General features: G+C 68.8%; 26 protein-coding genes. 11 read left to right on the forward strand and 15 right to left on the reverse strand.

Annotation, left to right across the window (positions count from 1 at the left end; translation table 11 throughout):
• Nucleotides 1-118 precede the first annotated feature (118 nt).
• The 3 genes from ACXC9Q_RS19620 to ACXC9Q_RS19630 are packed head-to-tail and all read left to right on the forward strand — an operon-like array spanning nucleotide 119 to nucleotide 3,538.
• Nucleotides 119-1,846 (forward strand): cytochrome c biogenesis protein CcdA, encoded by a 1,728-nt coding sequence (locus ACXC9Q_RS19620; protein WP_457058032.1) that lies wholly within the window; start codon nucleotides 119-121, stop codon nucleotides 1,844-1,846.
• A gap of 19 nt (nucleotides 1,847-1,865) precedes the next feature.
• Nucleotides 1,866-2,762, forward strand: coding sequence for an ATP-binding cassette domain-containing protein (locus ACXC9Q_RS19625; protein ID WP_457058033.1), 897 nt, complete (start codon nucleotides 1,866-1,868; stop codon nucleotides 2,760-2,762).
• Nucleotides 2,759-3,538, forward strand: coding sequence for an ABC transporter permease (locus tag ACXC9Q_RS19630; protein WP_457058034.1), 780 nt, complete (start codon nucleotides 2,759-2,761; stop codon nucleotides 3,536-3,538). Before ACXC9Q_RS19625 ends, ACXC9Q_RS19630 begins: the two co-directional genes overlap by 4 nt.
• Nucleotide 3,539: 1 nt before the next feature.
• Here the strand turns inward: ACXC9Q_RS19630 and ACXC9Q_RS19635 are convergent, their stop codons facing one another.
• Entirely contained in the window at nucleotides 3,540-4,520 is a 981-nt protein-coding gene (locus ACXC9Q_RS19635; RefSeq protein WP_457058035.1) for a methyltransferase, read from the reverse strand.
• Nucleotides 4,521-4,605: 85 nt separating this feature from the next.
• On the opposite strand from ACXC9Q_RS19635, the gene ACXC9Q_RS19640 reads away from it, so the two are divergent.
• Nucleotides 4,606-5,853 (forward strand): GAF domain-containing protein, encoded by a 1,248-nt coding sequence (locus tag ACXC9Q_RS19640; RefSeq protein WP_457058036.1) that lies wholly within the window; start codon nucleotides 4,606-4,608, stop codon nucleotides 5,851-5,853.
• Nucleotides 5,854-5,857: 4 nt separating this feature from the next.
• Here ACXC9Q_RS19640 and dhaK read toward each other — a convergent pair whose 3' ends face one another.
• From dhaK to ACXC9Q_RS19660, 4 genes are read right to left on the reverse strand one after another with little or no spacing between them, the layout of a single operon-like run.
• Nucleotides 5,858-6,853: a dihydroxyacetone kinase subunit DhaK gene (gene dhaK, locus ACXC9Q_RS19645; RefSeq protein WP_457058037.1), complete on the reverse strand. Its 996-nt coding sequence runs from the start codon at nucleotides 6,851-6,853 to the stop codon at nucleotides 5,858-5,860.
• Nucleotides 6,850-7,494 carry a dihydroxyacetone kinase subunit DhaL gene (gene dhaL / locus ACXC9Q_RS19650; protein ID WP_457058038.1) on the reverse strand — a complete coding sequence of 215 codons (645 nt, stop codon included), beginning with the start codon at nucleotides 7,492-7,494 and terminating at the stop codon, nucleotides 6,850-6,852. Before dhaL ends, dhaK begins: the two co-directional genes overlap by 4 nt.
• Nucleotides 7,491-8,294: an HAD-IA family hydrolase gene (locus ACXC9Q_RS19655; RefSeq protein ID WP_457058039.1), complete on the reverse strand. Its 804-nt coding sequence runs from the start codon at nucleotides 8,292-8,294 to the stop codon at nucleotides 7,491-7,493. The genes dhaL and ACXC9Q_RS19655 overlap by 4 nt, the downstream gene beginning before the upstream one ends.
• Entirely contained in the window at nucleotides 8,291-9,148 is an 858-nt protein-coding gene (locus ACXC9Q_RS19660) for a class II fructose-bisphosphate aldolase (protein ID WP_457058040.1), read from the reverse strand. The genes ACXC9Q_RS19655 and ACXC9Q_RS19660 overlap by 4 nt, the downstream gene beginning before the upstream one ends.
• A 102-nt stretch (nucleotides 9,149-9,250) precedes the next feature.
• Here ACXC9Q_RS19660 and ACXC9Q_RS19665 point away from each other — a divergent pair, with 102 nt between their 5' ends.
• From ACXC9Q_RS19665 to ACXC9Q_RS19675, 3 genes are all read left to right on the forward strand, one after another.
• Nucleotides 9,251-9,904, forward strand: a complete 654-nt coding sequence (locus tag ACXC9Q_RS19665; protein ID WP_457058041.1) for a response regulator transcription factor — start codon at nucleotides 9,251-9,253, stop codon at nucleotides 9,902-9,904.
• A gap of 83 nt (nucleotides 9,905-9,987) precedes the next feature.
• Nucleotides 9,988-10,359 carry a response regulator transcription factor gene (locus tag ACXC9Q_RS19670; protein ID WP_457058042.1) on the forward strand — a complete coding sequence of 124 codons (372 nt, stop codon included), beginning with the start codon at nucleotides 9,988-9,990 and terminating at the stop codon, nucleotides 10,357-10,359.
• Between the two features lie 25 nt (nucleotides 10,360-10,384).
• Nucleotides 10,385-11,755: a CHASE3 domain-containing protein gene (locus ACXC9Q_RS19675; protein WP_457058043.1), complete on the forward strand. Its 1,371-nt coding sequence runs from the start codon at nucleotides 10,385-10,387 to the stop codon at nucleotides 11,753-11,755.
• Nucleotides 11,756-11,765: 10 nt separating this feature from the next.
• Here the strand turns inward: ACXC9Q_RS19675 and ACXC9Q_RS19680 are convergent, their stop codons facing one another.
• From ACXC9Q_RS19680 to ACXC9Q_RS19715, 8 genes are all read right to left on the reverse strand, one after another.
• Nucleotides 11,766-13,052 (reverse strand): sugar ABC transporter permease, encoded by a 1,287-nt coding sequence (locus tag ACXC9Q_RS19680; protein ID WP_457058044.1) that lies wholly within the window; start codon nucleotides 13,050-13,052, stop codon nucleotides 11,766-11,768.
• Complete coding sequence (locus ACXC9Q_RS19685) at nucleotides 13,049-13,834, reverse strand: ATP-binding cassette domain-containing protein (RefSeq protein WP_457058045.1); 786 nt, start codon at nucleotides 13,832-13,834, stop codon at nucleotides 13,049-13,051. Before ACXC9Q_RS19685 ends, ACXC9Q_RS19680 begins: the two co-directional genes overlap by 4 nt.
• Nucleotides 13,831-14,901, reverse strand: coding sequence for a sugar ABC transporter substrate-binding protein (locus ACXC9Q_RS19690; protein ID WP_457058046.1), 1,071 nt, complete (start codon nucleotides 14,899-14,901; stop codon nucleotides 13,831-13,833). The genes ACXC9Q_RS19685 and ACXC9Q_RS19690 overlap by 4 nt, the downstream gene beginning before the upstream one ends.
• A 148-nt stretch (nucleotides 14,902-15,049) precedes the next feature.
• Nucleotides 15,050-15,739: an alpha/beta fold hydrolase gene (locus tag ACXC9Q_RS19695; RefSeq protein WP_457058047.1), complete on the reverse strand. Its 690-nt coding sequence runs from the start codon at nucleotides 15,737-15,739 to the stop codon at nucleotides 15,050-15,052.
• Between the two features lie 66 nt (nucleotides 15,740-15,805).
• On the reverse strand, nucleotides 15,806-18,580 hold the full coding sequence (locus ACXC9Q_RS19700) for a helix-turn-helix transcriptional regulator (protein ID WP_457058048.1): 2,775 nt from the start codon (nucleotides 18,578-18,580) through the stop codon (nucleotides 15,806-15,808).
• A 58-nt stretch (nucleotides 18,581-18,638) separates the two neighbouring features.
• Entirely contained in the window at nucleotides 18,639-19,409 is a 771-nt protein-coding gene (locus ACXC9Q_RS19705; protein WP_457058049.1) for a class I SAM-dependent methyltransferase, read from the reverse strand.
• Between the two features lie 57 nt (nucleotides 19,410-19,466).
• A complete protein-coding gene (locus ACXC9Q_RS19710; protein ID WP_457058050.1) occupies nucleotides 19,467-20,408 on the reverse strand; it encodes a prolyl oligopeptidase family serine peptidase in 942 nt (313 codons plus the stop codon).
• Between the two features lie 72 nt (nucleotides 20,409-20,480).
• Nucleotides 20,481-21,230 (reverse strand): SDR family NAD(P)-dependent oxidoreductase, encoded by a 750-nt coding sequence (locus tag ACXC9Q_RS19715; RefSeq protein WP_457058051.1) that lies wholly within the window; start codon nucleotides 21,228-21,230, stop codon nucleotides 20,481-20,483.
• A gap of 123 nt (nucleotides 21,231-21,353) precedes the next feature.
• On the opposite strand from ACXC9Q_RS19715, the gene ACXC9Q_RS19720 reads away from it, so the two are divergent.
• Nucleotides 21,354-22,232: a LysR family transcriptional regulator gene (locus tag ACXC9Q_RS19720; protein WP_457058052.1), complete on the forward strand. Its 879-nt coding sequence runs from the start codon at nucleotides 21,354-21,356 to the stop codon at nucleotides 22,230-22,232.
• A gap of 93 nt (nucleotides 22,233-22,325) precedes the next feature.
• Complete coding sequence (locus ACXC9Q_RS19725; protein WP_457058053.1) at nucleotides 22,326-23,177, forward strand: universal stress protein; 852 nt, start codon at nucleotides 22,326-22,328, stop codon at nucleotides 23,175-23,177.
• 6 nt (nucleotides 23,178-23,183) lie between these two features.
• Here ACXC9Q_RS19725 and ACXC9Q_RS19730 read toward each other — a convergent pair whose 3' ends face one another.
• Nucleotides 23,184-24,152, reverse strand: a complete 969-nt coding sequence (locus ACXC9Q_RS19730; protein ID WP_457058054.1) for a redoxin domain-containing protein — start codon at nucleotides 24,150-24,152, stop codon at nucleotides 23,184-23,186.
• Nucleotides 24,153-24,283: 131 nt separating this feature from the next.
• On the opposite strand from ACXC9Q_RS19730, the gene ACXC9Q_RS19735 reads away from it, so the two are divergent.
• Both ACXC9Q_RS19735 and ACXC9Q_RS19740 read left to right on the forward strand, forming a co-directional pair.
• The gene (locus ACXC9Q_RS19735) at nucleotides 24,284-25,003 is read left to right on the forward strand and encodes an SDR family oxidoreductase (RefSeq protein ID WP_457058055.1); all 720 of its coding nucleotides are present in this window, start codon (nucleotides 24,284-24,286) and stop codon (nucleotides 25,001-25,003) included.
• An 11-nt stretch (nucleotides 25,004-25,014) separates the two neighbouring features.
• On the forward strand, nucleotides 25,015-25,596 hold the full coding sequence (locus ACXC9Q_RS19740) for a redoxin domain-containing protein (RefSeq protein WP_457058056.1): 582 nt from the start codon (nucleotides 25,015-25,017) through the stop codon (nucleotides 25,594-25,596).
• 13 nt (nucleotides 25,597-25,609) lie between these two features.
• Here ACXC9Q_RS19740 and ACXC9Q_RS19745 read toward each other — a convergent pair whose 3' ends face one another.
• Nucleotides 25,610-26,731 (reverse strand): heavy-metal-associated domain-containing protein, encoded by a 1,122-nt coding sequence (locus ACXC9Q_RS19745; protein ID WP_457058057.1) that lies wholly within the window; start codon nucleotides 26,729-26,731, stop codon nucleotides 25,610-25,612.
• Between the last annotated feature and the right edge of the window lie 63 nt (nucleotides 26,732-26,794).

Here is a 26,794-nt window from a genome sequence, read left to right on the forward strand (position 1 = left end):
GGACCTCCAAGAGACGTCGTACACAACGAACCATTAGTACAGTAACCGACCCATCCACGCCGTACGGCAGCGTCGAAGTGCTGGTGTCCCTGGCACCCGATGGATGGAGTCGTTCGCGATGATCACGCTGGCTCTGATCGGACTTCTCGGTGGGCTGATCACCGGCGTCTCGCCGTGTGTGCTGCCGATGCTGCCGATCATCTTCTTCGCGGGAACGACCGGACGGCCCGTCGCGGCGGGCGGTGTGCTGGTCGAGACCGAGAGGACGACGCGCGATCTGCGGCCGCTCAAGATCATCGGCGGGATCGTGGTCAGCTTCAGCCTGTTCACGCTGGCCGGCTCGGTGATCCTGTCCGCGCTCGGTCTTCCGGACGACTTCCTGCGCTGGGCCGGGCTCACGGTCCTCACCGTGGTCGGCCTCGGCCTGATCTTCCCGGCGCTGGGCCACTGGATCGAGAAGCCGTTCTACCGCCTCCCGAAGGTGAACCGGAACGGCAACAGTGCGTTCGTCCTGGGCCTGGGGCTCGGCACGCTGTACGTGCCGTGCGCGGGCCCGGTGCTGGCCGCCATCACGGTGGCCGGTGCCACGGGCAACGTCGGGTGGCGGACCGTCGTACTGACAGTCTCGTTCGCGATCGGTGCGGCGCTGCCGTTGCTGATCTTCGCATCCGCCGGTTCGCGGATCTCGCAGCGGGTGAAGGCCTACCGCGACCACGCTCGCGGGTTCCGGATCGCCGGTGGCGTGGTGATGATCGCACTGGCGGTCGCGCTGGCGTTCAACATCACCGACGTGATCCAGCGGGCGCTGCCCAGCTACACCAGCGGCCTGGAGAAGAAGGTCGCCGAGAACAAGACCGTCCAGGGCGCCCTGGCCCCAGCGATCGGCACCGGCAGTGAAGAACTCGCCAAGTGCACTCCCGGCGCGGCCCAGCTCGCCTCCTGCGGCGCCGCCCCGGCGTTCCGTGGCACGCAGATGTGGTTCAACACCCCCGGCGGTCGGCCGGCGACCCTCGCCGGGCTCAAGGGCAAGGTCGTCCTGGTCGACTTCTGGGCCTACTCGTGCATCAACTGCCAGCGCGCCACCCCGCATCTGCTCGCCTGGGACAAGGCCTACCGGTCGCTGGGACTCGAGATCGTCGGCGTCCACTCGCCCGAGTTCGCGTTCGAGAAGTCGGCGGCGAACGTGCGGTCGGCGATCGCCAAGGAGCAGATCACCTATCCCGTGGTCCAGGACAACAACCTGGCCACCTGGACGGCGTACCGCAATCAGTACTGGCCGGCGAAGTACCTGGTCGATGCCGAGGGCAACGTTCGGTCGATCACCTTCGGCGAGGGCGGCTACGGCCGGACCGAGGACCAGATCCGCGAACTGCTAACCGCCGCGAACCCCGAGGTGAGGCTGCCCGCTCCGGTGGACGGCACCGTCCACACCGACTCGATCGGCGCCGACGGCACCACGCCGGAGACCTACCTGGCCTACTCCCGGTCGACGAACCTGAAGGGCACCGGGGAGCTCACGCCGAACAAGACGGTTGCCTTCGGCCTCAACCCCGCCCAGCCCGACGACAGCTACAGCCTCGGCGGCGACTGGGCTGTCGGCACCCAGAGCGTGACCTCCACCCAGGGATCCCAGGCACGGCTCAACTTCCAGGCGGCGAAGGTCTACCACGTCCTGGCCGGCGAAGGCATTGTCACCGTCTCGGTCCCCGGCGAGCCGGACAAGACGATCAAGGTCTCCGGTACGCCGAACACCTACCAGTTGATCGACACCCCGGCAGCGCAACGCCGGACGATGACCCTGACCTACTCCCCCGGCATCTCCGCGTTCACTTTCAGTTTCGGCTGAGCCACTCCAGACTCGGTCCATGACGGTGATCACGGCCGAGGGACTCCGCAAGTCTTACGGGCAGCACGAGGCGGTGCGCGGCATAGACCTGGAGGTCCGGGCGGGCGAGATCTTCGCCTTCCTGGGCCCGAACGGCGCCGGCAAGACGACGACGGTCGAGATTCTCGAGGGCTACCGGAACCCGACGGCCGGCAAGGTCCAGGTGCTCGGCGCCGACCCCGCCCACGCGGACGGCGGGTGGCGCGCTCGCATCGGCGTGATGCTGCAGACCTGGCAGGTCGAACCGACGCTGACCGTGCGCGAGTCACTCGCCCAGTTCGCGGGCTACTACCCACAGCCGCTCCCGGTCGAGGAGGTGATCCGGCTCGTCGGTCTCGAGGCGCAGCGCGACACTCGCGCCGGCCGGCTGTCCGGCGGTCAGCAGCGCAGGCTCGACATGGGCATCGCGTTGGTCGGCGATCCCGAACTGCTGTTCCTCGACGAGCCGACGACGGGATTCGATCCGGCGGCCCGGCGAGGGGCTTGGCAGATCATCGCGGCGCTGCGGGACGCGGGTAAGACCGTGCTGCTGACCACTCACTATCTCGACGAGGCGCAGGCGCTCGCGGACCGCGTCGCGATCCTCGTGGACGGCCGGATCAGGACCGAGGGACCGCCCGATTCCCTGGTCGCCGGCCACGCGACGCGGATCACCTTCAAGCATCCCGACGGCGTCGAACTCCCGGCCCTGCCCGAGCCCGTCGAGGTCTCCGACGGCCGGGTCGAGCTTCGCTCGCACGAGCCGCTGCCGCTGGTCCACACGCTCACCACCTGGGCCGTGCAGAACGGTGTAGACCTGGCCGACTTCGAGGTACGGCGGCCCAGTCTCGAGGATGTCTACCTCGACCTCACCACGGCACCCCAGGCGCAACCGTGAGTACGGCGAATCTCGTGCGGCACCAGGCCCGCTACGACTGGAAGACGTTCTGGCGCAGCCCGAGCACCGTCTTCTTCGCCTTCGTGCTGCCGATCATGTTCCTGATCATCTTCGTCACCGTGTTCGGCAACCAGCGGATGGAGCTCGCCGACGGGCAACTGGTCCAGGGCGCGACCTACTACCTGCCGGGGATCGTGACCCTCGGGGTGATCCAGACGACCTTCACCAACCTCACCGTGTCGCTCACCGCCTCCCGCGAACGTGGCCTGCTGAAGCGGCTCCGCACCACACCGCTCCCGACCTGGACCTTCATGGCCGGCCGCATCATCACGGCGGCGATCGCCGCGTTCCTGCTCGTCGTCATCCTGGTGGCGATCGGGCGCCTCGTGTACGGCGTCGCCGTGCCGACCACCACGATCGCGGCCGGGCTGGTCACGCTCGTCGTCGGCACCTTCACCTTCTCCGCCCTGGCGTTCGCCGTGTCCACAGCGATCCCGTCCCAGGACGCGGCCGTGCCGATCACCAACGCGATCACCCTCCCGCTCTACTTCATCTCCGGGATCTTCATCCCCCAGGAGCTCATCCCGTCCGGCGTCCGCGAGGTCGCCCAGCTCTTCCCGGTACAACGGCTCTACGACGCGTTCCTGACGGTCTTCGACCCGGCGACCACCGGCGCCGGATTCGAGTTCGCCGACCTCGGCGTCGTCGCCCTCTGGGGCGTCGCAGCCACGATCATCGGTACGACGACCTTCCGCTGGGCACCGCGGACAGGCTGAATCACCTGGCCTCGAGGATGGCCATCCGAGTGGGAGTGTCGACGACCCGGGTCAGGTGCAGGCCGGCGGCGTCGAACAGCGCGGCGTACTCAGCCTCGGTGCGTTCCCGCCCGCCAGGCAGCACGAGCATGTTCAGATCGGAGAACGCCGCAACAACCTCGTAGCCTGGGCGGTCGAGGACCAGCTCGACCACCAGAACGACGCCGTCCGGGTTGAGCGCGGCGGCGCAGGTGCGGAGGATCTCGACGCAGCGGTCGTCCGGCCAGTCGTGCAGGATCGACTTCAGCAGGTACGCGTCGGCAGCAGGCAGTGATGCGAAGAAACTCCCCGCCACCGCCGACCACCTGGACTCCAGAGCGCTCGACTTCGGTTCCTTCGCGACGACATGCGGAAGGTCGAAGACGGTTCCGGTGAGGTGTTCGTGCCGAGTCAGCACGGCCTCCAGCAAGGCGCCCTGACCTCCGCCGACGTCGACAACACTCTGCAGCCCGGAGAAGTCGTACGCCTCCGCTACCGGACCGGCGACCGACCAACTGAGCGCGGCCATGTTGTCGTTGAAGATGGCGTTCTGCTTCGGGTCGCCCAGCCGATGCGTCCACACGTCCTCACCGTGCAGATCCTGGAACGCGTTCTCGCCGGTCCGGATGCTGTGACCGAGATGTCCCCAGGCTGCCCACAGCGCCGGATCCTGAAGGGTCCGGGCCAACGGGCGCAGGCTGTCCGGCCGATCGGATCGCAGCCCTTCACCCAAGGGCGTGTTCTCGACCAGGCCTTCCTTCTCGGCGTACACCCCGACCGCGACCAATGCCCTCAGCAACCGGCCCAGGCTGTCCTCATCCACCTCGAGCGCGACCGCCAGGTCGCCGACCGTGCGCGGTCCGCCCGCCAACTCGTCGGACAGCCCGAGTTCGGCCGCAACACTGAGCGCCGCCGAGACGCGGAAGCCCGTCACCATCGCCTGCAGACCACCCGGGTTGCTCATGGCCCGATCATCCACGCGACCGGCCGCCGGGGACAGACCGCGGCCCGTGCTGGACTTTCGGCAGGTTCGGCAGTTCCCTGGAAGGGTGGATTCCGTCGACCGGTGGCTGCACCGCCGACACGAGGAGTTCCTCGACGGTGGGGGCCGGAACGTGCGGGGCCTGGTCGCGGCCTCGTGGGGGCGATCGATTGCGGCCGGGCTGCAGTCCGACGCCGCGGCGCCGTTCGCCTTCGAAGCCGACGAACTCGCGGCGTACCGGGCCGAGCACCCACTGTCCGCGGTCTTCCCGATGCTGTACGACGTACTCGGTCGAGCCGCCGAGGACAGTGACTACGTGATGGCTGTCGGCGACAGTGACGGCCGGTTGCTGTGGGTGTGTGGACGGCCCGAAGCGATTCGCGCGGCGGACGGCATCCACTTCACCGAAGGCGCGTGGTGGGCCGAGCGGCACGTCGGCACCAACGCACTCGGCACGTCCCTGGAGGTCTCCGGCGCGGTGCAGATCCGGTCCGCCGAGCACTTCACCACCCTCGTGCAGCCGTGGTCGTGCGCCGCGGCCCCGATCTACGACCCGGAGACCCAGCGCGTGCTCGGCGTCGTCGACATCACCGGCACCGCCGACGCCAGCTCGCCGCAGTCGCTGGCGATGGTGCGGGCTGCCGCCCGGATGGCCGAGGCCGAACTGGGCCGGTTGATGATCCTTCGCAAAGTCGCCGGCGACTCGACCCGCCGGATGCGAATCGCCGCTCTCGGCCGGCCGGACGCCGAGGTGCGGGTCGACGGCCGCGATCTCCGGCTGAGCCGCCGGCACAGCGATATCGTCGTACTCCTGGCCTCACACCCGGAGGGCCTGAGCGCCGAGGAGTTGTCGGACGCCCTGTACGGCGAGGACGACCACCGTTCCTCACTCCGCGGCGAGGTCACCCGCCTGCGCGCCCTGCTCGGCGCCGACATCGTCGAGTCGCGTCCGTACCGCCTGCACCCGGACATCGCCGCCGACTGGCTCGAGACCGCCGACGACCTCGACTCCCACCGGTTGTCGTCGGCCCTGCGTCGCTACGTCGGCCCCTTGCTGCCGCAGTCCGACGCGCCCGGTGTGGTCGCCTCCCGGAACCGGCTCGAGAACCGGATCCGGGCCGCTGTCCTGCAGACGTACGACGTAGACCTGGTCGCGGCGTGGACCCGCTCGTACGCCGGTGTCAACGACCTGGCCGCGTGGGAACGCCAACTGTCGCTGATGTCGCCCACTTCACCGCTGTGGTCCGCGGCCCAGTCCGAAGTACGCCGGCTTCGCGCGGACTACGGACTGGGCTCCGCCGGGACCGAAGGCTGACCACTCAGAAGACCCGGATCGCGATCTCCGCCGGAGCATCGAGCAGGCGGTTGATCTCGTCGTCGAGCTTCACCAGGGTGACCGAGGCACCGGCCATGTCGAGCGACGTGCAGTACTCCCCGACATAGTTGCGCCGTACGTTGATCCCCCGATCGGTGAGCACCTGGTGCGCGTGACCGTAGAGCAGGTAGAGCTCGCTGATCGGCGTACCGCCCAGCCCGTTGATCATCAGTGCGACGTCGTCGCCGGACTCGTAGGGCAGGTCGGACCGGACCGCCTCGAGCAACGTGTCGACGATCTCGTCGGCCGACGCGAGCTTTTCGCGGCTGCGACCCGGCTCGCCGTGGATGCCGACGCCCATCTCCATCTCGTCGGCGCCGAGCTCGAACAGCGGCGAGCCCTTCGCCGGCGGCGTACACGCGGTGAGCGCCATGCCCATCGTCCGGGTGACCGAGTTGACCTTCGACCCGATCCGGACGAGCTCGTCGAGATCCGCACCTTCCTCGGACGCCGCTCCGACCGCCTTCATCACGAAGAAGTTGCCGGCCACACCGCGCCGGCCGACGGTGTACGTCGAGTCCTTGACCGCGACGTCGTCGTCGATGATCAAGGTGCGGACGTTCAGCCCGTCGGCCTGGCTCAGCTCCTGCGACATGTCGAAGGCCATCCGGTCACCGGTGTAGTTGTTGACCAGCAGGAGCACGCCCTTCTCGGACGCGAGCAGCTTGGTGGTCTCGTACACGTAGTCCATCGGCGGCGCCGCGAAGACGTCGCCAGGACACGCGGCGTCGAGCATGCCCTTGCCGACCGTCATCACGTGGGCGGGTTCGTGTCCGGACCCCGAGCCCTGCACGATCGAGACCTTGTCGTCGCGGGGTGCGTCGGTCCGCATGATCAGGTTGTACTCCGGCACGTACTTCAGCGTGTCCGGGTTGGCCAGCGCGATACCGCGCAGCATCTCCGGCACGTAGTTCTTCGGATCGTTGACGAACTTCTTCATCGGGACTCCCTTGTCTTCCAGACCTCTGCGATCTGCTCGATGATCACGGCGACGGCGGTGGCCCCGGCGTCGACCGATCCACGGCTCCGCTCGCCTGTGTAAGCGGCTCGGCCACGCTTCGCGACCAGCTCCGCGGTCGCGTCGGCGGCTGACCGGGTCACGACCGCGGCCCGGTCGACGATCTCGTCACTACTGGCCCCGGCCGTGAGTGACTCCTCGATGGAGTCCGTCGTCGGTACCAGTGCGTCGAGCAGGGTCTTGTCGCCCAGCTCGGCACCGCCGCGCGCCATGATGCCTGCCACTGCGGCACGCAGCATCGCCACCACGTCCGCCCCGTCCAGGGAGGTGGTCGCGCCGGCCGTCATCCCCGCGCGCAGGAACGCGGTCCCCCAGATCGGTCCCGAGGTGCCACCGATCCGTGACGTCACCAGCATCCCGACCTTCTTCAGGAACGTGCCGATATCGGTCCGGTCGAGTTCGCCGTACTGCGCCTGCACCTTCTCGAAACCACGGGCCAATGAGTAGCCGAAGTCGCCGTCGCCGACCACCGAGTCCAGGTCGCCGAAGTACTTCTCGTTGTCGAGGCAGGTGGTGATGATCGTGGTCATGACGAGGTCGACCTCGCCCCAGCTGTCCGTCATGTCTGACCTCCTTGGGTGTCGTGCGGTGGCCGGCCGGCCAGCCGGGAGAGCTCGGAGAGGCCGAGTGCGTCGACCGGCCGGACTCCCCAGGGGTCCGCGAGTACCTCGAGCCGCTCTCCGTCCGGGTCACCCAGGCTGGTCAGGACCAGGGCAGCTTCGGTGAAGTCCTCGTCCCGGGTGTAGCCGCTGACCGTCACCACCGTCGCGAGCCCGGCGCCGAGGGCGGCGAGCAGGCCGTTGCGCGAGTCCTCGATGACGACCGTCCCGGCGGGATCCAGCGCGAGCTGGTCGACGGTCAGCTGGTAGACGGCCGGGTCGGGCTTCTTACGCGGTACGACGTCGCCCGCGAACACCGGGATCGTGGCCGCGACCTCGTCGCCGACCGCCCCGGCCAGCACGGCCCGGACCGACGGCTCCGCCGACGTCGACGCCACCGCCACCGCCCATCCCTCTCGCAGTGCGTCGGTGATGACCCGTCGTACGCCGGGACGCGGGGGGACGACGCCCGCGGCGACCAACTCGGTGAAGGTCTTCGTCTTGGCCTTGTGCCACGTCGCCACGACCTCGGCACGATCCTCCGCCGTTGCCGGGGACCCGGCCGCCCGCCAGACCTCCGGATCGTCCAGCACGGTGGCGAGGCGTTCCTTGCCACCACCGATGCGGAGCAGGCGGCCGTAGTCTTCGACGGACCAGCGCACCGGCAGGCCGAACTGCTCGAAGGTCGCGTTGAACGCCGGCAGGTGCCCGTCCCGCTCGGTGTCACCCAGCACGCCGTCGCAGTCGAAGATGAGTGCTGTCATGCGTGACCGCCGCTACCGAAGATCTCGATGTACTCGGCAGCCATGGCTTTCACGGCCGCGTGGATGTGGTTGAACAACGACGGCGGATCCCACTTGTCCGTGGCCTGCGCCTGCTCGAGGTGCTCGAGCGACGACTTCATGTAGGCGACCTTGAGCGCGGTGGAGATATTGACCTTCGCGCAGCCCCGCCCGATCAGGTCCTGGAACTGCTCACGGGTCAGTCCCGAACCGCCGTGCAGCGCCATCGGGATGCCGGTCGCGGTCACCAGGTCGGTGATGCGCTGGTTGTCGAGGTCAGGTGTGGAGTGGTAAATGCCGTGGGCGTTGCCGATCGCCGGCGCGAAGACGTCGACCCCGGTCGTCTCGATGAACCGGGTGGCGACCTCCAGGGACTGACGCTGCGACTCCGCGTCGGAACCCACGCCGTCCTCGACCCCGGTGATGCCCTCGATCTCGCCCTCGACGTTCGCGCCGTACCCCTTGGCCTCGGCGACGACCTCGACGGTCTGGCGCTGGTTCTCCTCGACCGGGAGCGCCGAGGCGTCGAAGAGGACCGAGTTCCAGCCCGCCTCGAGGCAGGAACTGATGACCGCGCGGTCTGGACAGTGGTCGAGATGGAGACTGACCGGCACCGGAACCGGGGCGACGGTCGCGTCGAACATCGCCTTGAGTACGTCGCGGCCGACCGACTTCACGGTCTTCACGGAGGTCTGGACGATCAGCGGTGACCGCAGCTCGACCGCGGCGTCGATGACCGCCCGCAGGCTGAGCTCGTCCACCACATTGATCGCCGGGACCGCATACCCCTTGGCCAGTGCCTCGTCGACCAGTTCCTTCAGCCGTGCGACAGGCATGATCTCCCCTCTCCGCGGCCCGAACACCGCTTGGAGTCAGCCTGCCTCGCCGAACGCTGCAAGAATGCTGCACCGCCGTCCGGGCGAGCTACGCTCGGTGAGGTGGCTGAGACGCGGGTGGCGATCGCGGATGACGACGTACTGCTCCGCGAAGGGCTGGCGAGCTTGCTCGAGCGGTCGGGCTTCGAGGTCGTCGGCCAGGCCGGCAACGCCGCCGGGCTGCTCGCGCTGGTCCGGCGGGATCTCCCGGATCTCGTCGTCATCGACATCCGGATGCCACCGGGCCACTCGACCGAGGGGCTGGAAGCGGCGCAGGTGATCCGCCGGGAGCGCCCGGACACCGCCGTCCTGCTGCTGTCCGCGCACGTCGAGGTGGAGCACGCGATGCAGATCCTCGCCAGCGGGCACGGAGTCGGCTACCTGCTCAAGAGCCGGGTCACGGACGTGGACGAGTTCATCGAAACCGTGCGGCGGGTCGCCAGGGGCGGCTCGGTGGTCGACCCGGGGCTGGTGAAGGAACTGGTGGACGCCCGCCACCGGCACGACCCCCTCGCCGCGCTCACCGAGCGCGAGCGGGAGGTCCTGGCGCTCGTCGCCGAGGGCCGCTCGAACGCCGGGATCAGCCGGCAGCTCTGGGTCACCGAGGGGACGGTGGAGAAGCACGTCCGCAGCATCCTCACCAAGCTCGAGCTCCCGGAAGCAGAGGACGACCATCGGCGCGTCCTCGCGGTCCTCACCTACCTCGACGGCCGGTAGCAGTTCCTTGCTGTCAGCCCCTATCGCGCAAGTCACCAGCTAGCGGGAATGCGATCGGCCGGTCACTTTGAGAGTCTGGGCACATGCTTCGCTGCCTGATCGTCGACGACAGCGACCGCTTCCTCGCGGTCGCGCGGACGCTATTGGAACCCGACGGCATCTCGGTGGTCGCCACGGCGTCGACCGGAGCGCAGGCGCTGAGCCTGGCCGCCGAGCTGCGACCCGACGTGACGCTGGTCGACATCGACCTCGGCGGCGAGAGCGGGCTGAAGCTGGCCAAGCGCCTGGCGGACCAGGCCGACGGAGCTCCCGCTCCGATCATCCTGATCTCCATGCATTCCGAGGAGGACTACGCCGATCTGATCGCCGCCAGCCCGGCGATCGGGTTCCTGCCGAAGACCGCCTTGTCCGGTGCCGCCATCCGAGGGACCCTCGATGGTGTCGGTGAACCGTGAAAGACCTGGGCTGACCCTGCGCACGATGATCGCGAGCGGCCTGCTCGCGGTGATCATCGGCGCCACGTTCGCCGTCCTGTTCTCCTCCGTCGCGGAGCTGCAGGAGATGGAGCACCGGGCCCAGGACTCCGAAGACGTCCTGGTGGCCGCGAACCGGCTGGAGCGGCTGGTCGTCGACCTGGAGACCGGCCAGCGCGGGTTCCTGTTGACCGGGTCGGATCAGTTCCTGCAGCCGTGGATCGCGGCCCGGGCGGCGTTCCCGCAGCAGGCGGCCGGCTTGGAGAGCCTCGTCGCAGGCAATGCCGAGCAGCACGCCCGGGCTGTGCGTCTCACCGAGGCCGGGACCTCCTATCTGAAGGACTACTCCGAGCCGCTGGTCGCCGCCGCCCAACGGAACCGGAGCTCTGTCGACGTGCTGGCGGCAACTCAGGAGGGCAAGCAGCGGACCGACGCGATGCGGATCCAGTTCGATCAGCTCATCGCGGCCGAGGACCAACTCGCCACTGCTCGGGAGGGCACGGCCGACGCTGTGGCCCATCGCGCGATCGTCGCCGCCGCCGCGGGGCTGACCGGTTCGGTCGTGCTGGTGGGGCTGTTCACCTGGTACCTGAACTCGAGAATCCTTCGCCCCGTGCGCCGAACCGCCGCCATGGCCGGGCAACTCGCAGCAGGCGATCTGGGCGCCCGGGTTCCCGACGATGGCGTGGGCGAGATCGGCGTACTGCAGCGGAGCTTCAACACTATGGCCACCGCGGTCGAGCAAGGACGGCGGGAGCTGGCTAGTTCGCGGGTCCGGCTTGTCGCGGCCGCCGACCGGGCCCGGCAGCGGATCGAACGCGACCTGCACGACGGCACCCAGCAGCGGCTGGTGTCGCTCGCACTGCAGCTCAGGGCGGGCGAGGCGGCGGCGCCACCCGAGGTGCGCCCCCAACTCCGCAACGCCGCGGACGAACTGACCCTCGCGCTCGAGGAACTCCGTGAGCTGTCCCGGGGGATCCACCCTGCGATCCTGACCGAGGGTGGTCTCGGCCCGGCCCTCAAGTCGCTCGCCCGGCGTTGTCCGGTCCCGTCGGAGGTGACCGTGGACGTGCCGGGCCGACTGGCCGCACCTGTCGAGGTCTGCGCGTACTACGTCGTGTCCGAAGCGCTTGCCAACACGGCCAAGCACGCGGGCGCGTCGGCGGTGTGGATCGACGCCCGGGTCAGCGACGATCGCCTGCGGCTGTCGGTCCGCGACGACGGCTGTGGCGGCGCGGCACCCGATCGCGGGTCCGGCCTGACCGGGCTGGCGGATCGTGTCGAGGCGCTCGCCGGCACGATCTCGGTGACCAGCCCGGTCGGCGCGGGAACCACCGTGCTGGTCGACCTTCCGATCGAGCCGCACGACGAGGTATGAGGGCGATCGCTCACGCCGTCCGCCCCCGGCGTACCACCGCGTCGAAGCCGGCGGCGAGCAGGAGGACGGCGCCGGTGACGATCCATTCCCAGCCGGCGGAGTTGGCGCCCTGGATGAGGTCGCTCATGCCGTTGATGATGACGGCAACGACCAGGCCGCCGAGCACTGCGTCGATGATCCGGCCGTGCCCGCCGAACAGCGAGGTGCCGCCGATGACCGCCGCACCGACGGCCAGCAACAAGGTGTTGCCGGCGCCGGCGTTGGACTGGACCGACTGCAGCAGCGAGGCCGCGACGAAGCCGGAGATGGCGGCCATGCCCGAGCAGATGACGAACACCGAGATCCGGATCCGGGACACCACGATGCCCGCGCGCCGGGACGCCTCCTCGTTGCCGCCGACGGCGTACACGTGCCGGCCGTAGCGGGTGCGGCTGAGGACGAAATGCCAGACCGTGAACAGGATCACCAGCAACACCACGACCCACGGCATGCCCTGCGCCTTGTTGCTGAAGAACGCGTTGGTGGTCAGGTTGCGGTTGACGCCCATCTCGTAGGTGAACGCCGCCCCGAGCACCGCGAGTACGACGACCTTCGCAGCGATCACGGTGAACGGCGGCCGGGACAGCCCGGCCCGCCGGCGTCCGTTGGCCGCGCTGATCTTCATCGCGGCGTACCCGATCACGACCACTGCCAGCAGGACCCAGCCGAGCCACAGCGGCACGAAGCTGTTCTCCAGCTTGATCAGCGGTGAGGTGTCGGGGAGGATTACCGACCCCTGGCCACCGATCAGGATCAAGGTGATGCCCTGGAAGGCCAGGAACGTCGCCAGCGTGATCACGAACGACGGGATCCCGACCCGCGCCCGCAACCAGCCCATCCCGAACCCGATCGCCACACCGGTCAGCAGCCCGACGAGCAGCGCCAGCCACCACGAGACCCCGTGCCGCAAGATCAGCACCGCCGTGATCGCCGAGCATAGCCCGCCCGTCGTCCCGGCGGACAGGTCGATCTCGCCGAGCAGCAGCACGAAGACCAGCCCCATCGCCATCACGATGATCGGCGCCGCCTGGATCACCAGCGCCTCGAGGTTGTAGGCGCTCAGGAAGCCTTGGTGCACCAGCGCGAACACCACGGTGATGACGATCAGCCCGACCACGGCCGGGATGGAGCCGAGTTCGCCGCCACGCACCCGCGCGAAGTAGTCGCGGATGTAGGCGCCCAGCGCGCCAAGACCCTCGCTCGGCTGGTCCGGTTCGGGCTGGTCCTGCCTGACCAGATCGTCGGTCGCGGCGCTCATACCGTCGCCCCCGACGACTCTTCGGGCGACAGTCCCATCGCACCGGAGCGGCCCGCGGTGATCAGCTCGACCACCTGCGTCTGGGTCACGTCCGCGCGTCTGACCTGGGCCGCCATCCGGCCCAGGAACAGGACGCCGATGGAGTCCGCGACCCGCATCACGTCGTTCATGTTGTGCGACACCAAGATCACCGCGACGCCCTGCTCGGCCAGCCGGCGGACCAGGTCGAGCACCTGCTCGGTCTGGGCCACGCCGAGGGCCGCCGTCGGCTCGTCCAGGATGACGACCTTCGACTCCCACAGCACCGACTTGGCGATCGCCACCGTCTGGCGCTGGCCGCCGGACAGGCTGGCAACGCGCTGCCGGATCGAGCGGACCGTCCGCACCGACAGCGAGTCCAGCGCCTGGCGGGCCAGCTTCTCCATCGTGTTCTCGTCCAGGGTCCGGAACCGGCTGATCCGCTCCCGGCCGAGGAACATGTTGTCGACGATGTCGAGGTTGTCGCACAGCGCCAGGTCCTGGTACACGATCTCGACCCCGAGCGCCGCGGCGTCGCGGGGACCGCCGACCGAGCGGGGCGTGCCGTCGAAGATCAACTCCCCCGCGTCGACGCGATAGATACCGCCGATGCACTTGACCAGGGTCGTCTTGCCCGCCCCGTTGTCGCCGACCAGAGCGGTCACCTCACCGGCCGTGGCCGTGAAGTTCACCGACGACAACACATGCACCGGGCCGAAGGACTTGTCGACGCCCCGCAACTCCAACGTTGGCTGTGACGTCATGGCATCTTGATGCCGTTGGCCGTGCACAGCGCCACCAGCGCCGGGGTGGGGCAGACCGCTGCCGCGCCCACGTAGCCGTCCGTTACCGGCAGGGCGACGTTCGCCTTGGTGATGACGGTCGGGTCGGCCAGGTACGACGGGACCTCGCGGCCACTCGTCGGGTCCTTGATCGTCGTCGGTGCGGTCGGCTTCTGACCCGCCAGGATCTGGCCGGCGAGCTTGATCGCCACGTCCGCCTCACCGGCGACCGGCTTGTAGATCGTGAAGGCCTGCGTGCCCGCCATGACGTTGTCGAGTCCACCGGCGGTGGCGTCCTGCCCGGACACCGCGACCTTGCCCGCGAGGCCCTGGGCCTTGAGCACGTTGATGACCGACTGCGCCATGGTGTCGTTGGCAACCATCACCGCGTTGATGGTCGGGTGCTGACCGAGCATCGTGGTGAACACGGTCTGCGCGGTCGCGGCGTCCCAGTTGCCGGTCTGGTCGGCGAGCTTGTGCCAGCCAGGCTGCTTCGACAACACCGAGTTGTAGCCCTGGGCAAACAACGCGGCGTTGTTGTCGGTCGGCGCGCCGTCGATCTCGACGTAGTTGACCGAAGACTTGCCCTTCACCTCGGGCGCCTGGGTCAGCGCGGTGCCCTGGTCCTCACCGACCTTCACGTTGTCGAACGACACGTAGTACGACGCGGTGCCGCCCGCGGTCAGCCGGTCGTAGTCGATCGTGACGACGTTGTGCTGCTTGGCCAGCGCCTCGATCGCCTTGCCGGAACCCGAATCCAGGTTCACGACCAGCAAGACACCGACGCCCTGGTTGATCAGCGCCTGCGCCTGCGACTGCTGAGTCGTCGGGCTGCCGTTGGCGTTGTCGATGTAACAGGTGAGCTTGTTGTCGGCGCACTGCTTACGCAGTTCGGTCGGATCGGCCGAGACCCAGCGCGGCGAGGTCGCCGTGTCGGGGAGCAGCACGCCCACCTTCGTGTTCGCGGGCGGGGCGCTGCTCGACGACGACGCGCTCTTGTTGTTGCCACAGGCGGTGAGTCCGGCCGCCGCAGCGACGACTCCCGTCATCGCCACGGCCGTACGGAGTACGTGCAAAGAAGATGCCCTCATACTCCACAACAATCGACCGACCCACCGCGCAGATCATCCCGGCAAGCGCCCATCTCCCCCACCTGCTAGCGCCTATCCCGCCGTACCGGAGAACTGCAATGGCCTGCTAGCTGTTCGCGGCTTGCTTGATCAGCTCGGCCACTGCCTGCGGCTGCGACACGTAGATCGCGTGACTGCCGGGGACCTCAACGACCGTCGAGCCGGCCCGCTCGGACATGGCTCGCTGCGCCGGCGGCGGGATCATTCGGTCGTCGCTGGCGACCAGGTACCAGCTCGGCTTGACCCGCCACGCGGGCTCGGTCACCGTGCCACCCAGCGCGTCCACTCCCCACGGCACCTGCGCGTCGGCCATGAACGCGGCCAGCTCGCTCGGTACGTCGGCCGCGAAGGAGTGGGCGAACTTCTCCCGGTCGAGGAACAGGAAGCCGTCCTGGGGCGGCAGGATCGGCGGCACGGGGGCACCCGGCGGCGGGTCGGCGATCAGCGTGTTGACCGACTCACCCTTGTCCGGGGCGAATGCGGCGATGTAGCCGAGCGCCACCACGTTCTCGTGCGTGCCGGCCTCGGTGATGACCGCCCCACCGTAGGAGTGCCCGACCAGAACGGCCGGACCGTCCAGTTGGTCGAGGACCCGGGTGGTGACGGCCACGTCATCCTCCAGCGAAAGGGTCGGGTTCTGCACGATGCTCACGCGGTACCCGTCCCGGACGAGCAGGTCGTACACGCCCTGCCAACCCGAGCCGTCGACGAAGCCTCCATGCACGAGGACGACGTTGCGTACGGGCGTATTTGTCATGATCATTTCTCCTTCGGTCACCGGATTTCGGTGCCTCGAAGGTAGGTCGGCGAGGTCGTCGATCGCTTACGTCATCTGACTGGTTCCTTCGGGTGGATGCTCGGCCAGTGCATCCCGGAGCGCGGCACGCGACGTGACGCCGAGCTTCGGGAACAGCTGGTAGAGGTGAGTTCCGACCGTCCGCGGCGACAGGAAGAGCCGGTCGCCGATCTGCTTGTTGGTGAGTCCGGCCGCGGCGAGCAAAGCGATCTCGCGCTGCTGTGGCGTGAGTACGTCGATCTTTCGCGCGGCGTCCTCGTGAGTCGACGGCAGACCGGTGGCCCGAAGTTCGGTGCGGGCCCGCTTCGCCCACGGTTCAGCACCCAGGCGATCGAAGATGTCGCGCGCGGCGGCGAGCTGACTGCGTGCCAGGCCGGCGCTCTTGGCCCGCCGCAGGCGTTCGCCGTAGGCAAGGTGTACGCGCGCCAACTCGAAGGGCCACCGGTCCGCGCCGGGAACGGCCAGCGCTGCTTCGAACAGCTTGCCGTCCTCCGGCTGACCGGCCACCAGGGCAGCCGCCGCGGTCACCACGAGGGCGAGCCGTGGCGAGATCCGGTCGATACCGGCGGCCTGGGCCGCGGCAACGTGTGCAGCTGCCTCCGCGTGCCGCCCCGTGCGACCGGCGGCTTCGACGAGGTCCAGGATGACCCACAACGCATGCGCCGCATGGGGTACGAGCGTGCCCGCCGGAGAGATCGCGGTCACCTGCTCGAAGGCGGTCTCGTAGTCAGCGTGGCCCAGGGCTGCCAGGGCCTTGGCGTGATACGCGTAGTTGAGAACGAACCCGCTCCGGCGCGGTCCGGCCCACTGGATCATCTGGTCTGTCAGAGCGGTCATCGTGGACTCGTCGCCGCGGGCGGCGGCGATCAGCGCGTGCTGGAATCGCAGCAGATACGAGAGCAGTTCGTAGTTGTGCTTCTCGCACAGGGCAATGGCCTCGTCCGCCAGCCGAGTGACTTCGTCCCACTCCCCGGCGAGCAGGCCGTCGCATCCCAACAGCAGCAGCGCCTCGATCCCGGCCGTGATCGCGCCACCGGCTCGGCCATGCTCGACCGCCCGCCACAGAGCAGCTCGGCAGGCCGGCAGCCGATCGACGTACAGCGCGGCGACGCCGACGCGGATGATGTGTCCCGGATCGGACTGCTCGGTCAGCCCGGCGACCATGGCATCGAGCCGGTCGAGCACCGGCAACGCCAGCCGCGCGGGCTCGATGTACGTGCTGCCCAGCAGATCGATGAGCTCGGGAGGTCGCGGCCGCAGTCGTGCCATCACCATGTGGAACGACTCGACGAGTTCAGGCCGCGAACCGAAGGAAACAAGTGCCTGCAGGACCCACAGCGCCTCGAAGAGAATCTCGTCCGTTGCGTCGCTGGGATCCGGCGAGGTCTCGATCGCGGTCACGATCAACTGGTGGGCTGTATCGATGGCGCCGTGGGCGTTGAGCAGGTACGCCGCGCCTGCCAAGGCAACTGCGAGTGAGGGCGGCTCGCGCAGTACGCCTGGCTCGAGAACGTCCTGCATGTTGCGGAGATCGCCGGTGACGTCGACGCCGATGTAAGCGGCCATCACCGATCGCCGCCTGCGGTCATCTGGCCTGGGACTCAGGTCGGCAGCGCGGAGCAACAGAACCATGGCACCGACGGGGTCGCCGCGCCGTTGCACCCTGGCAGCGGCCTGTTCGAGCAGGATCGCGACGTCCTCGTCGGGGCCGGTGGTGGCTTCGGCCAGATGCCAGGCATGCCGCTCGGAGTCGTCGGCATACTGCTCGGCCAAGGCTCGGTGGGCCTGGCTGCGTTGCTCACTGGTCGACAGTTCGACCACGGCGGCGCGGGTCAATGGGTGCCGGAACATCAGTCGTCCCGCTCCGCTGTCGACCTGGATCAGCCGGGCCCGTTCGGCCGCGTCGAGCGCCGGTCTCCCCCACTGCGCGGCTGCGGCGTCGCGCACGATGCGTAGATCACCGGCACCCTCCAGGGCGGCCAGCAGGAGGGGGCCACGCGTCTCGTCCGGCAGGTTGCTGATCCGCGATGCGAACAGGGACTGCAGGCGCCTGCTGAGTGGCGGAGGTGATGCCGGAGGTCCACCGGGCCGGTGGCCGCTGAGGGAGATCGGCAGCTCGAGCAGGGCCAGCGGATTGCCTTGCGCATCCTCGAGCAGACGCTGCCGGACCCGTGGTGACAACGTGGGAAAGTGGTCATCGACCAGCGCGGCGGCAGCGTCGCTCGCAAGTGGCTGCACCTCGAGCTCCGGCAAGCCGCCGCGATCGAAGAAGCTGACCTCGTCGGAGCGGAACGCGGCCAGGAACCCGACCCGGCTGCCCGCCAGCCGACGGGCGACGAACCCCAGTACGACGGCGCTGACGCGATCCAGCCACGGCATGTCGTCGACGATCACTACCAACGGCCTGTCCCCGGCCGCAGCTGTCAGCAGGGCGAGCATGGCGCTCGAAACCGTCAACTGATCCGGCGGCGTCTCTTCGTTCAGCCCGACCGCGGTCTCCAACGCCCGGCGGTATCTGGCGCTGAGCCGCGGGAGTACGTCGACGAGCGGATGAACCACCTGGTGGAGTCCCGCGAAACTCATGTCCGCTTCGAACTCGACCCCGGCGGCCCGCAACACGCGGGCTCCTTGCGCTGCCGCCCGTACCGCCGTGGCATCGAGAAGCACGGACTTGCCGACGCCGGCGTCGCCGGTGAGCAGCAGACCCCCGCCACTGACAGCTGCGGTAGCGACGAACGCGTCCAGCTGCTCGAGCTCGGCGTCCCGGCCGAACAGTTTCTCAGCGGCTCCCCCACGAGTCACAGCACCGAACTTTACTCTCGGCCAGTTTGACCGAACCCTGCAGCGCGTCGGTCGGCGCCTACAGGTGGCGGCGGGCGAGGTGGGCGGTGATCTCGGCGTTGAGTTCCACGGTTTCGGGGAGGACCTGGAGGATTCGGCGGAAGACCTGGTCTCGGTCGGCGGGCGGGAGCATGACGTACGCCGAGATCGTCGAGAGTTGTCCGATGTAGTCGTGGGCGCTCATCGTCAGGCGCCGTTCGATCACCGACTGCCGCACATCGGTGAACCACTCGGACTGCTGGAGCTCCGTGCCGGGCCATTGCATCGGGCGATTCGCGGGCGTGCCGTCGGGCGACGGGACGCCGTCGGTCTCCAGGTACGGCGCACGTGCCGCGCGCACGGCCTCCTTGAGGTCCGGGTCGGCCAGCTCCATCGGTCCACCGAACGAGGCGAACACACCACCTGGTTGGGCGAGTGCGGCCATGCGGGCCCACCGGCCTTCAGGGTTGGTCCAATGGAGCGCGGCAGCCGAATACACCAACTCGTACGACGAATCCGTCGGCAGGTCCTCGAATGCGGCTCGCACGGTTATGACGTTTGCCGGCAGGTGTTTGCGCAGCTCCGCGAGCATGGCCGCGTCAGGGTCTGTCGCCGTGACCGCGATCCCTCCCTGCGCGAACAGGCGCGTTGCCTTGCCTGTCCCGGCGCCGATCTCGAGGGCGGTCCGGATCGGCCCACCGGCGTACGCCGTCACCAGATCGAGGAGTTCCACGGGATACCCAGGCCGGAACCGTTCGTACGCCTCCGCCACCGCCCCGAAGCTCAACGCGCGCACAACCATGCCGCGCATCCTGGCACCTTCCACGCCCCAGCGCTCGCCATTTTCCCCGCCGACGTTCAGTAGAGCTCAGCGGCTCGTTTGGGCTCGGAGAAATTCGACGACGCGATCCATGAGCTCGGCGCTGCTCCACATCTGCGGGGTGTCCGACAGCTCGCCGTGTCCGCCGCCCTTGAGGACATAGCGGGTGCTGTCCACGCCGGCTGCTCGCAGTGCCTGGTGCAGGCGAGCCGTCTGGGCCGGCGCGATGATCCGGTCGTCATCGCCGTGCAGGATCAGGAAGGGCGGGGTCTGCGCGGTGACACGGTTGGCCGGATCGGCTTCGCGCATCTCTTCGGGATGATCAGCCGCCGCTCGACCGGGGCCCAGGATGTACGCCGGAATCGCGGACTTGGGACCCGTATAAGCGGCCACGGTCGGCGGGTCGAATCCGGCGGCGACTTCGGCGAGGTTGGACGCGCCGAAGAAGTCGACCGCGGCGTTGATCTTGTTGTCCGGCTCGGTCGCGGCCATGGACGCCATGTAGCCACCGGCCGATTCACCCCAGACCGCGACCCGGTCCGGGTCGACGCCGTACTCACTGGCGTGGCCGCGCAGGAACTGCAGCGCGGTGGCCACGTCAATGAGCCCGTCCCGGTAGGTGGCGCCGACGCTGGTGGTGCGGTAGTCGATGCTGGCGACCACGAACCCGGCGTCCGCGACGTACCGGCGCTGTTTGGCCGCCATCATCCGGCGCGCGGACACGAATCCGCCACCGGGCAGATAGAGCACCAGCGGGTGTGGACCCGGCCCTTGCGGAGTCAGGATGTCCATGCGCAGCTTGGGCGAGTGGTCGGCGTACGCAATGCCCTTGTAGGAGCGGCTGTTGCGGCTGGGCCTGATCTTGGCGCGGGGATCCGGCGCGATGACGATGCTGTCCGGATCGATGTCGGGGGCAGCCACGCTCGACATCCGGATCGGCTGCCCACTCAGCGCCGCCAAGGCCCTGATGAGCTGCATCGTGAGCTTCACGTCAGCATCCTTCCGACGAACTGGCCGCCCCGAACCGTCTCCGCTCTGGAAACAAGGTAACTCGACGATCGGTCAGTGGGCGGAGTGGCCGCCGTCGGCGTTGAGGATGTGTCCGGTGATGTAGGACGCCCGATTCGAGGCGATGTAGAGGATCGCGTCGGCGACCTCCTCCGGGCGGCCGAGGCGCTGAAGTGGGACCTCCGTCACCAGGGCCGCCTTGTTCTCCGGCGTGCCGGTGAAGCGGGTGAGCATGCCGGTGTCGGTCGGTCCGGGCGCCACGCCGTTCACGCGGATCCCGGCGCCGGCGACCTCCAGGGCCACCGACTTGGTGATGCCTTCGACAGCGTGCTTGCTCCCGACGTAGATGGAGGCACCGGCCGCACCCTCGTGCCCGTAGGTCGAGGAGATGTTGATGATGCTTCCGGAGCCTTGCCCCTGCATCACCCGGACCTCGTGCTTCAGGCTCAGGACCACGCCGAGAACATTCGTGTCGAAGGTTTGGGCGTAGGTATCCGCGGTCTGGTCCGTGATCGGGCTGGGCCGGCCTTCGGTGCCGGCGTTGTTCACGGCGACGTCGAGCCGGCCGAACAATTCGACCGTCCGGTCGACCAGGGCGCGGACGTCGTCCTCCCTCCGGACATCGGCGTTGACGAACTCGGCCTCCGCGCCGAGCGACCGGAGTTCCTCGGCGAGCATCTTGCCGACCTCGTCGCGGCGGCCGGCGACGACCACGTTCGCGCCCTGCTTCGCGAACGCGATGGCACTGGCCCGCCCGATGCCGGTGAGGCCTCCGGTGATCAGAACGACCTGCTTCTCGGACATATCTTCAACTCCTCTGAGGTATGACTTGATAGGTATGGAACGACCTCATCAACGTAGGCTCACCTGGTTGAATTGAAAAAGACTTTGTACGGTGGGGGCATACCTCACAAGCATGGGAGCGCCATGGAGCTGCGGCACCTGCGGTATCTCGTCGCGGTCGTCGAAGCCGGCAGCCTGACCGAGGCGGCCCAGCGACGGCTGCACACGTCCCAGCCTTCGCTCAGCCGGCAGATCCGCGACCTGGAGAAGGAGGTCGGGGTCGAGTTGCTGTCGCGCAGCGTTCACGGGGTCGCGCTGACGCCTGCGGGCGAAGGCTTCATCGATCATGCCCGCCAGGCGCTCATGCACGTCGACGCCGCGGTCGAAGGCGCCCGGAAAGCCGCGCAGCCCGCCCGGAAGACCTTCGCCATCGGCTTCCAGACCGGCCACGAGATGAATTGGTTGCCGTCGGCAATGAGAGTGCTGCGGGACGAACTCGCGAACGTCGAGGTCACGGTCGTCAGCGACTACTCCCCCGACCTCGCCGGCGCGTTGGCCCGCGGCCGGCTGGACCTGGCCTTCCTGCGCGTCGAGCCGGGCTACGACCTCGAGTACGTCGTGGTGGACCGGGAGCCACTCAGAGTGCTGATGCCGAACGACCATCGCCTCACCGCACGGGACGCCGTCCGCCCGGAGGATTTCGTCGGCGAGATCTTCATCGGCGGTTCGAAGAAGGCCACCGTGCTGCACGCCGTCACCGACGAGTACTTCCGCGGACTCGGGCTCGACATCCCGCTGGATCACGGCGTCGACAACATGGCGATGGTGATGTCCCTGGTCGCCTCGACCCGCGGCCTGGCGCTGATGCCGGCGTACGCCGAGAACCTTCTGCCGGCGTCCGTCGTCAGCCGCCCACTCGACGGCGAGGCACCGACGATCGAGGTCGCGATCGGCTTCAGCCGGTCGAACACCTCGCCGACTCTCCAGCTGTTCCTGTCGCGCCTGCCCGAACTGACCGCCTGACACCAGGGGTGGGCCAGGGGGTCCCACTGGTGTGAGCGGTGGCTTGGTGGCGAGACGGTAGGGCCAAGGCACAAACGGTCTTGGAGGCGTGGGATGAGGTTGTTTCGCGGGTTGCAGGGGGCGAGGGACGCGTCGCGCGCGGTCGTCGGCCGGGACTCGTCTCGGGATGGGCCGGATAACGGGCCCGTCATCGTGCTGGTCGACAGTCCCCGCGGTGATGCGGACACGCTCGAGTGGGCCGCGGCCGAGGCTGCGGCGCGGGGGTCCGAGTTGCGGATCGTGCATGCGTTCCGCTGGCCGCACGTCTTCGACCCGTTCGGCAATCTGAGCGTGGATCTGCAGGCTCGCGGAGCGGCTGAAGGGGTCGTCGTCGCGGCCATGCGCCGCGCCCGCCGGATCGCGTCGTCGGTGCGCATCACGACCCGCGTGTATCCGGGCGGAGCCAAGGCCGCGCTGGTCAGTGAGGCCCGGAAGACCACCCGAGCGCTCGTCGTGGTCGGCCGTGACCGCCGCGATCGGTCGCTCAGTCGGCGGCTGGCTCGCCGTACGTCGGCCTCCCTTGCGGTGATCGGGTTGTCGGACCAGGCCGCCGTCGGGCCGTCGCTGGGCCGAGTGGTCGTCGGCGATGGCGGCCCGCAGGCACTCGAGTTCGCCTTCCGGGCCGCGAGGCGCCGCGGCACCGGAGTGACGATCGTCGACGCCACACCCCCGAACGGCGACCTCGAGGACGTGGTGCGGCTCTGGCGGATGGCCTACCCCGAGGTCGACGTACGGTGGCGCGTCGCGCGCGGGCCGACCGACGGTGCCGTGCTAGCCGAGTCGGCAGCGGCCGCACTGACCGTGCTCGGGCCGGTCCGGCGGCGGCGGATCAGCGGCTCCAAGTCGGACGACGTCCTGCGACTCGCCCGTGGCCCAGTAGTCATGGTCGGGACGGGAACCGCCTGAGCGGTCTCAGCCGAAGGTGAAGGCGAACACCTCGGCCCCGCCGTCCAGGAAGGTGATCTTGAAGGTGCGCTCGTCGATTGGCCCGCGCTGGCGGATCAGCTGATGCAGGCGCTGCTCCGTCAGTGTCCCGCGGCCGTCGGCATCGACATCGAGACCGTGGTCCTGGCCCGGGGGCCGGTCGTCGACGGTGACCTGGAAGCGGATCTCGGCGCCACGGGCCGCAGGTCCCATCACCAGGTGGAGGTCACGCGCGCGGAACCGGTCGACGAGATAGCCGTGCGGTGTGTTCAGGCGCGCGGCCTGTTCGCCGACGGTCCACTCACCCGCCAGCGCCCACTGGTTCAACGACAGCTTCGACGGGACCGAGTACGACGCGTCACGCCCGGACCGCAGTCCACCGGGTGAGGCGAAGTACTCGGACCGCCCGGAGCCGGTGTAGTTCTCCGGCGACCCGAGTGAGTTCCAGTCGGCCTGCGCCTCGAATCCGGCCGCGGACACGGCGACGAGGTCGGAGCCGACCTCCACCCCCGCGTCGGTCAGCAACTCCTGGATGACGGTCTCCGACCGCTCGTAGTCACCCTCACCGAAGCTATGGTGGCGGATCGCGCCCTCCGCGTCGACGAAGTACAGCGCCGGCCAGTAGTGGTTGTCGAAGGCGCGCCAGATCGCGTAGTCGCGGTCGACCGCGACCGGATACCCGACGTTCAGGTCTCGCACAGCTCGTACGACGTTCTCCGGGTCCTGCTCGAATCCGAACTCCGGCGTGTGCACCCCGATCACCGTCAGCTCGGCGTACTTCTCGGACCACGCCCGCACGTACGGGAGCTGACGCAGCCAGTTGATGCAGGTGTAGGTCCAGAAGCTGATCAGCACCGGTCTCCCCCGCAGACCCTCGGTGGTCAGCGGCGCCGAATTCAGCCAGCCGGTGGCGCCCGTCAGCGCAGGCATCCGGCCCTCGAACGATCGTGATGTCATGATGTGTCCTCGACCTCCGAGCCCGGTCCCTGGGTCCGGATACCCGGCCAGGGACTCTCACTGGTGCGAGGTAGGCCCGCAAGCGCGATTGTAGGTGCGTACCAATCACAACGCGGAGGGGTCACACTCTGATGGGCGACGAACTGCAGGGCCAGACGGTCGTGGTGATCGGCGGTAGCGCCGGAATCGGCCTGGAGACCGCGCGACAGGCTCGAGCCGCCGGAGCCGCTGTCATCCTGACCGGCCGCGATCCAGAGCGGTTGAAGGTCGCGGCGGCCGAGGTGGGAGCAACCGGTGTCGTGTCCTTCGACGCCAACGACTCGCACGCCCTGGAGAGCTTCTTCGCCGGTCTGGGCGGCCCGATCGACCACGTGATGGTCACCGCCGGTGGCCCGTACTACGCCGCCCTCGCGGACATCGACTTCGACGAAGCCAGGCGCGCGCTGCAGGAGCACCCGATGCTGATGGTCGGCGTGGCCCGGTTCGCGAAGGTCCGTCCCGGCGGCAGCCTGACCTTCATGGGCGGCACCGGTGGACGCCGGCCGGACCGCGGGATCGGGATCACCTCGGCGATGACCGTGGCCTTGCCGGCCCTGGCCGCCAGTCTGGCTCTCGAGGTCGCACCGGTCCGCCTCAACCTGATCGCCGCGGGCTTCGTCGACACCCCGTTGTCGGCGTCGCTGCTCGGTGACCAGCTCGACGAGCGCCGTACCGAGCTGCGGACCACACTGCCCATCGGTCGCGTCGTCCAGCCGGACGACGTCGCCGCCCTCGCCGTGCACCTGATGACGAACACCGCCCTGACCGGGGCGACGTACGACATCGACGGCGGTCAAAGCCTCCTCCGGTGAAAGGCGTTCCAATGCGATCCGACATCATCCCCGGGAGCACCTTCCCGGACTACGAGCTGCCCGACCACACCGACGTACCGCGCAAGCTCAGTGAGCTGCAGGGCGACGATCCGCTGATCCTCACCCTGGCCCGCGGGCACTACTGCCCGAAGGAACACCAGCAGCACCGCGAGCTCGCCGAGTTCTACCCGAAGATCGCGGTCGCGTACACGCAGGTGGTCACGATCGCCACCGACGAGCACCACACGCTGCAGGAGTTCCGGGCCGCGGTCGGGGCGCAGTGGCCGTTCCTGTCGGATCCTGGCCGGATCGTCCAGCAGGATCTCGACATCCAGGAGTACACCGACCCGGAGAACAACCCGATGATCCCGCACACCCTGGTGCTCAAGCCGGGTCTCGTCGTGCACAGCATCTACAACGGCTACTGGTTCTGGGGCCGGCCGTCGGTGCACGACCTCTGGCGCGACCTGCGCGAGGCGAGCCGCGAGATCCGCCCGGACTGGGACCTCAGCAAGCCCGGTCTCCGCGAGGCCTGGAACGCGGGCGATCTGTCGGCGTTCCACGGCTGGGAGACCAAGCCCGCCGACTCCTAGGAGAAGCCGTCCTTCAGGCGCTTCGGGGTACGACGGTGTAGCCGCGGCCCCGGATCGCCTCGAAGCTCTGCTCGCGGATCTCGGCCGTCGGGAACGCCGCGACCACCCGCTTGGTCTCGAGGTCGATCCCCGTCACCTGGACCCCGAGCTCCTCGAGCACACCGGTGATCGTGTTCCTGCAGTGCGAGCACGTCATGTCCGGCACCTCGAACACCTCGTCGGGAGTATCCACGTCCACTTCCTCCTCCGGATCGGATGTGCCGGCGACCTGCACCAGGTCGAGCAGCCGGACGAATGTCTCGACGAAGGTGTCCACCACGCCTGGCAGCAGCCGTGAACCCTCCACCGACATGTTGGCCAGGCATCGCGGCAGCTCCCCCGCGGGCAACAGCTCGTACTGCTGAGTCATCGCATCGGCGATCGCGACGTCTTTCATGGCGCGCAGCATCGACGTCGTCTCGCCGGTGTACCGCACGGTCCCGTCCGGCTGCGCCCCGAGCCGGACGGGGATCATGCCCCGGCGGAACGTCGACGACTGCAGACCCCAGAACCACGTGTTCGCGACAACCGCGAAGATCCCGGACTCGCGCAGTCCCCGGGCGAAGTCCGAAGCGCTCCGGTACGGCGTCTGGTCGGCAAGGTAAGCGTGCTGCACCAACGCGCGCGCCGTGGTGTCGACGCCCACGCGGAGAATCTCGACCGGATCCTTGTCCGTCGTCGTCGCGGCCATGACGTCTCGCGCCACACCGGACAACGACTGCGCCGCGCGTACGACGTCCTCGTTGGCGGCCAGCGCACGCCACAACGCGAGCGTCGTTTCCCGTGCGACGATCGGGACTACCGGACCGAGCGGACCACAGTGCGCCACATTGGCCACACCACCGCTGTCCCGCCAACTCACGCCGTACGCCGCACTCGTCACCAAGTCGGCGGGACACGGTCGCATCCGGGTCTGCAGATAGTCCAACTGCGCCGCAGTGAGATGACTGCCGGGCGCGGCGACCAGCGGGACGAGTTCGGGCTCGATCCGCACCGCCGCCCCGAGGAAGCGCGACTCCGGCGATCCGAACACGCCGGCGCCGGCGACCTCGGCGAGCACCCGGGCCGCGGCGGCGCGATCATAGGCGGCAGGCATTCCCGGCGTACCTCCCCCAGCGAGCGTCGCGATCTGCTCTCTCAAGTCTAGAAAGCCGTCCCG

The organism is Kribbella sp. CWNU-51 (genome assembly GCF_054073265.1).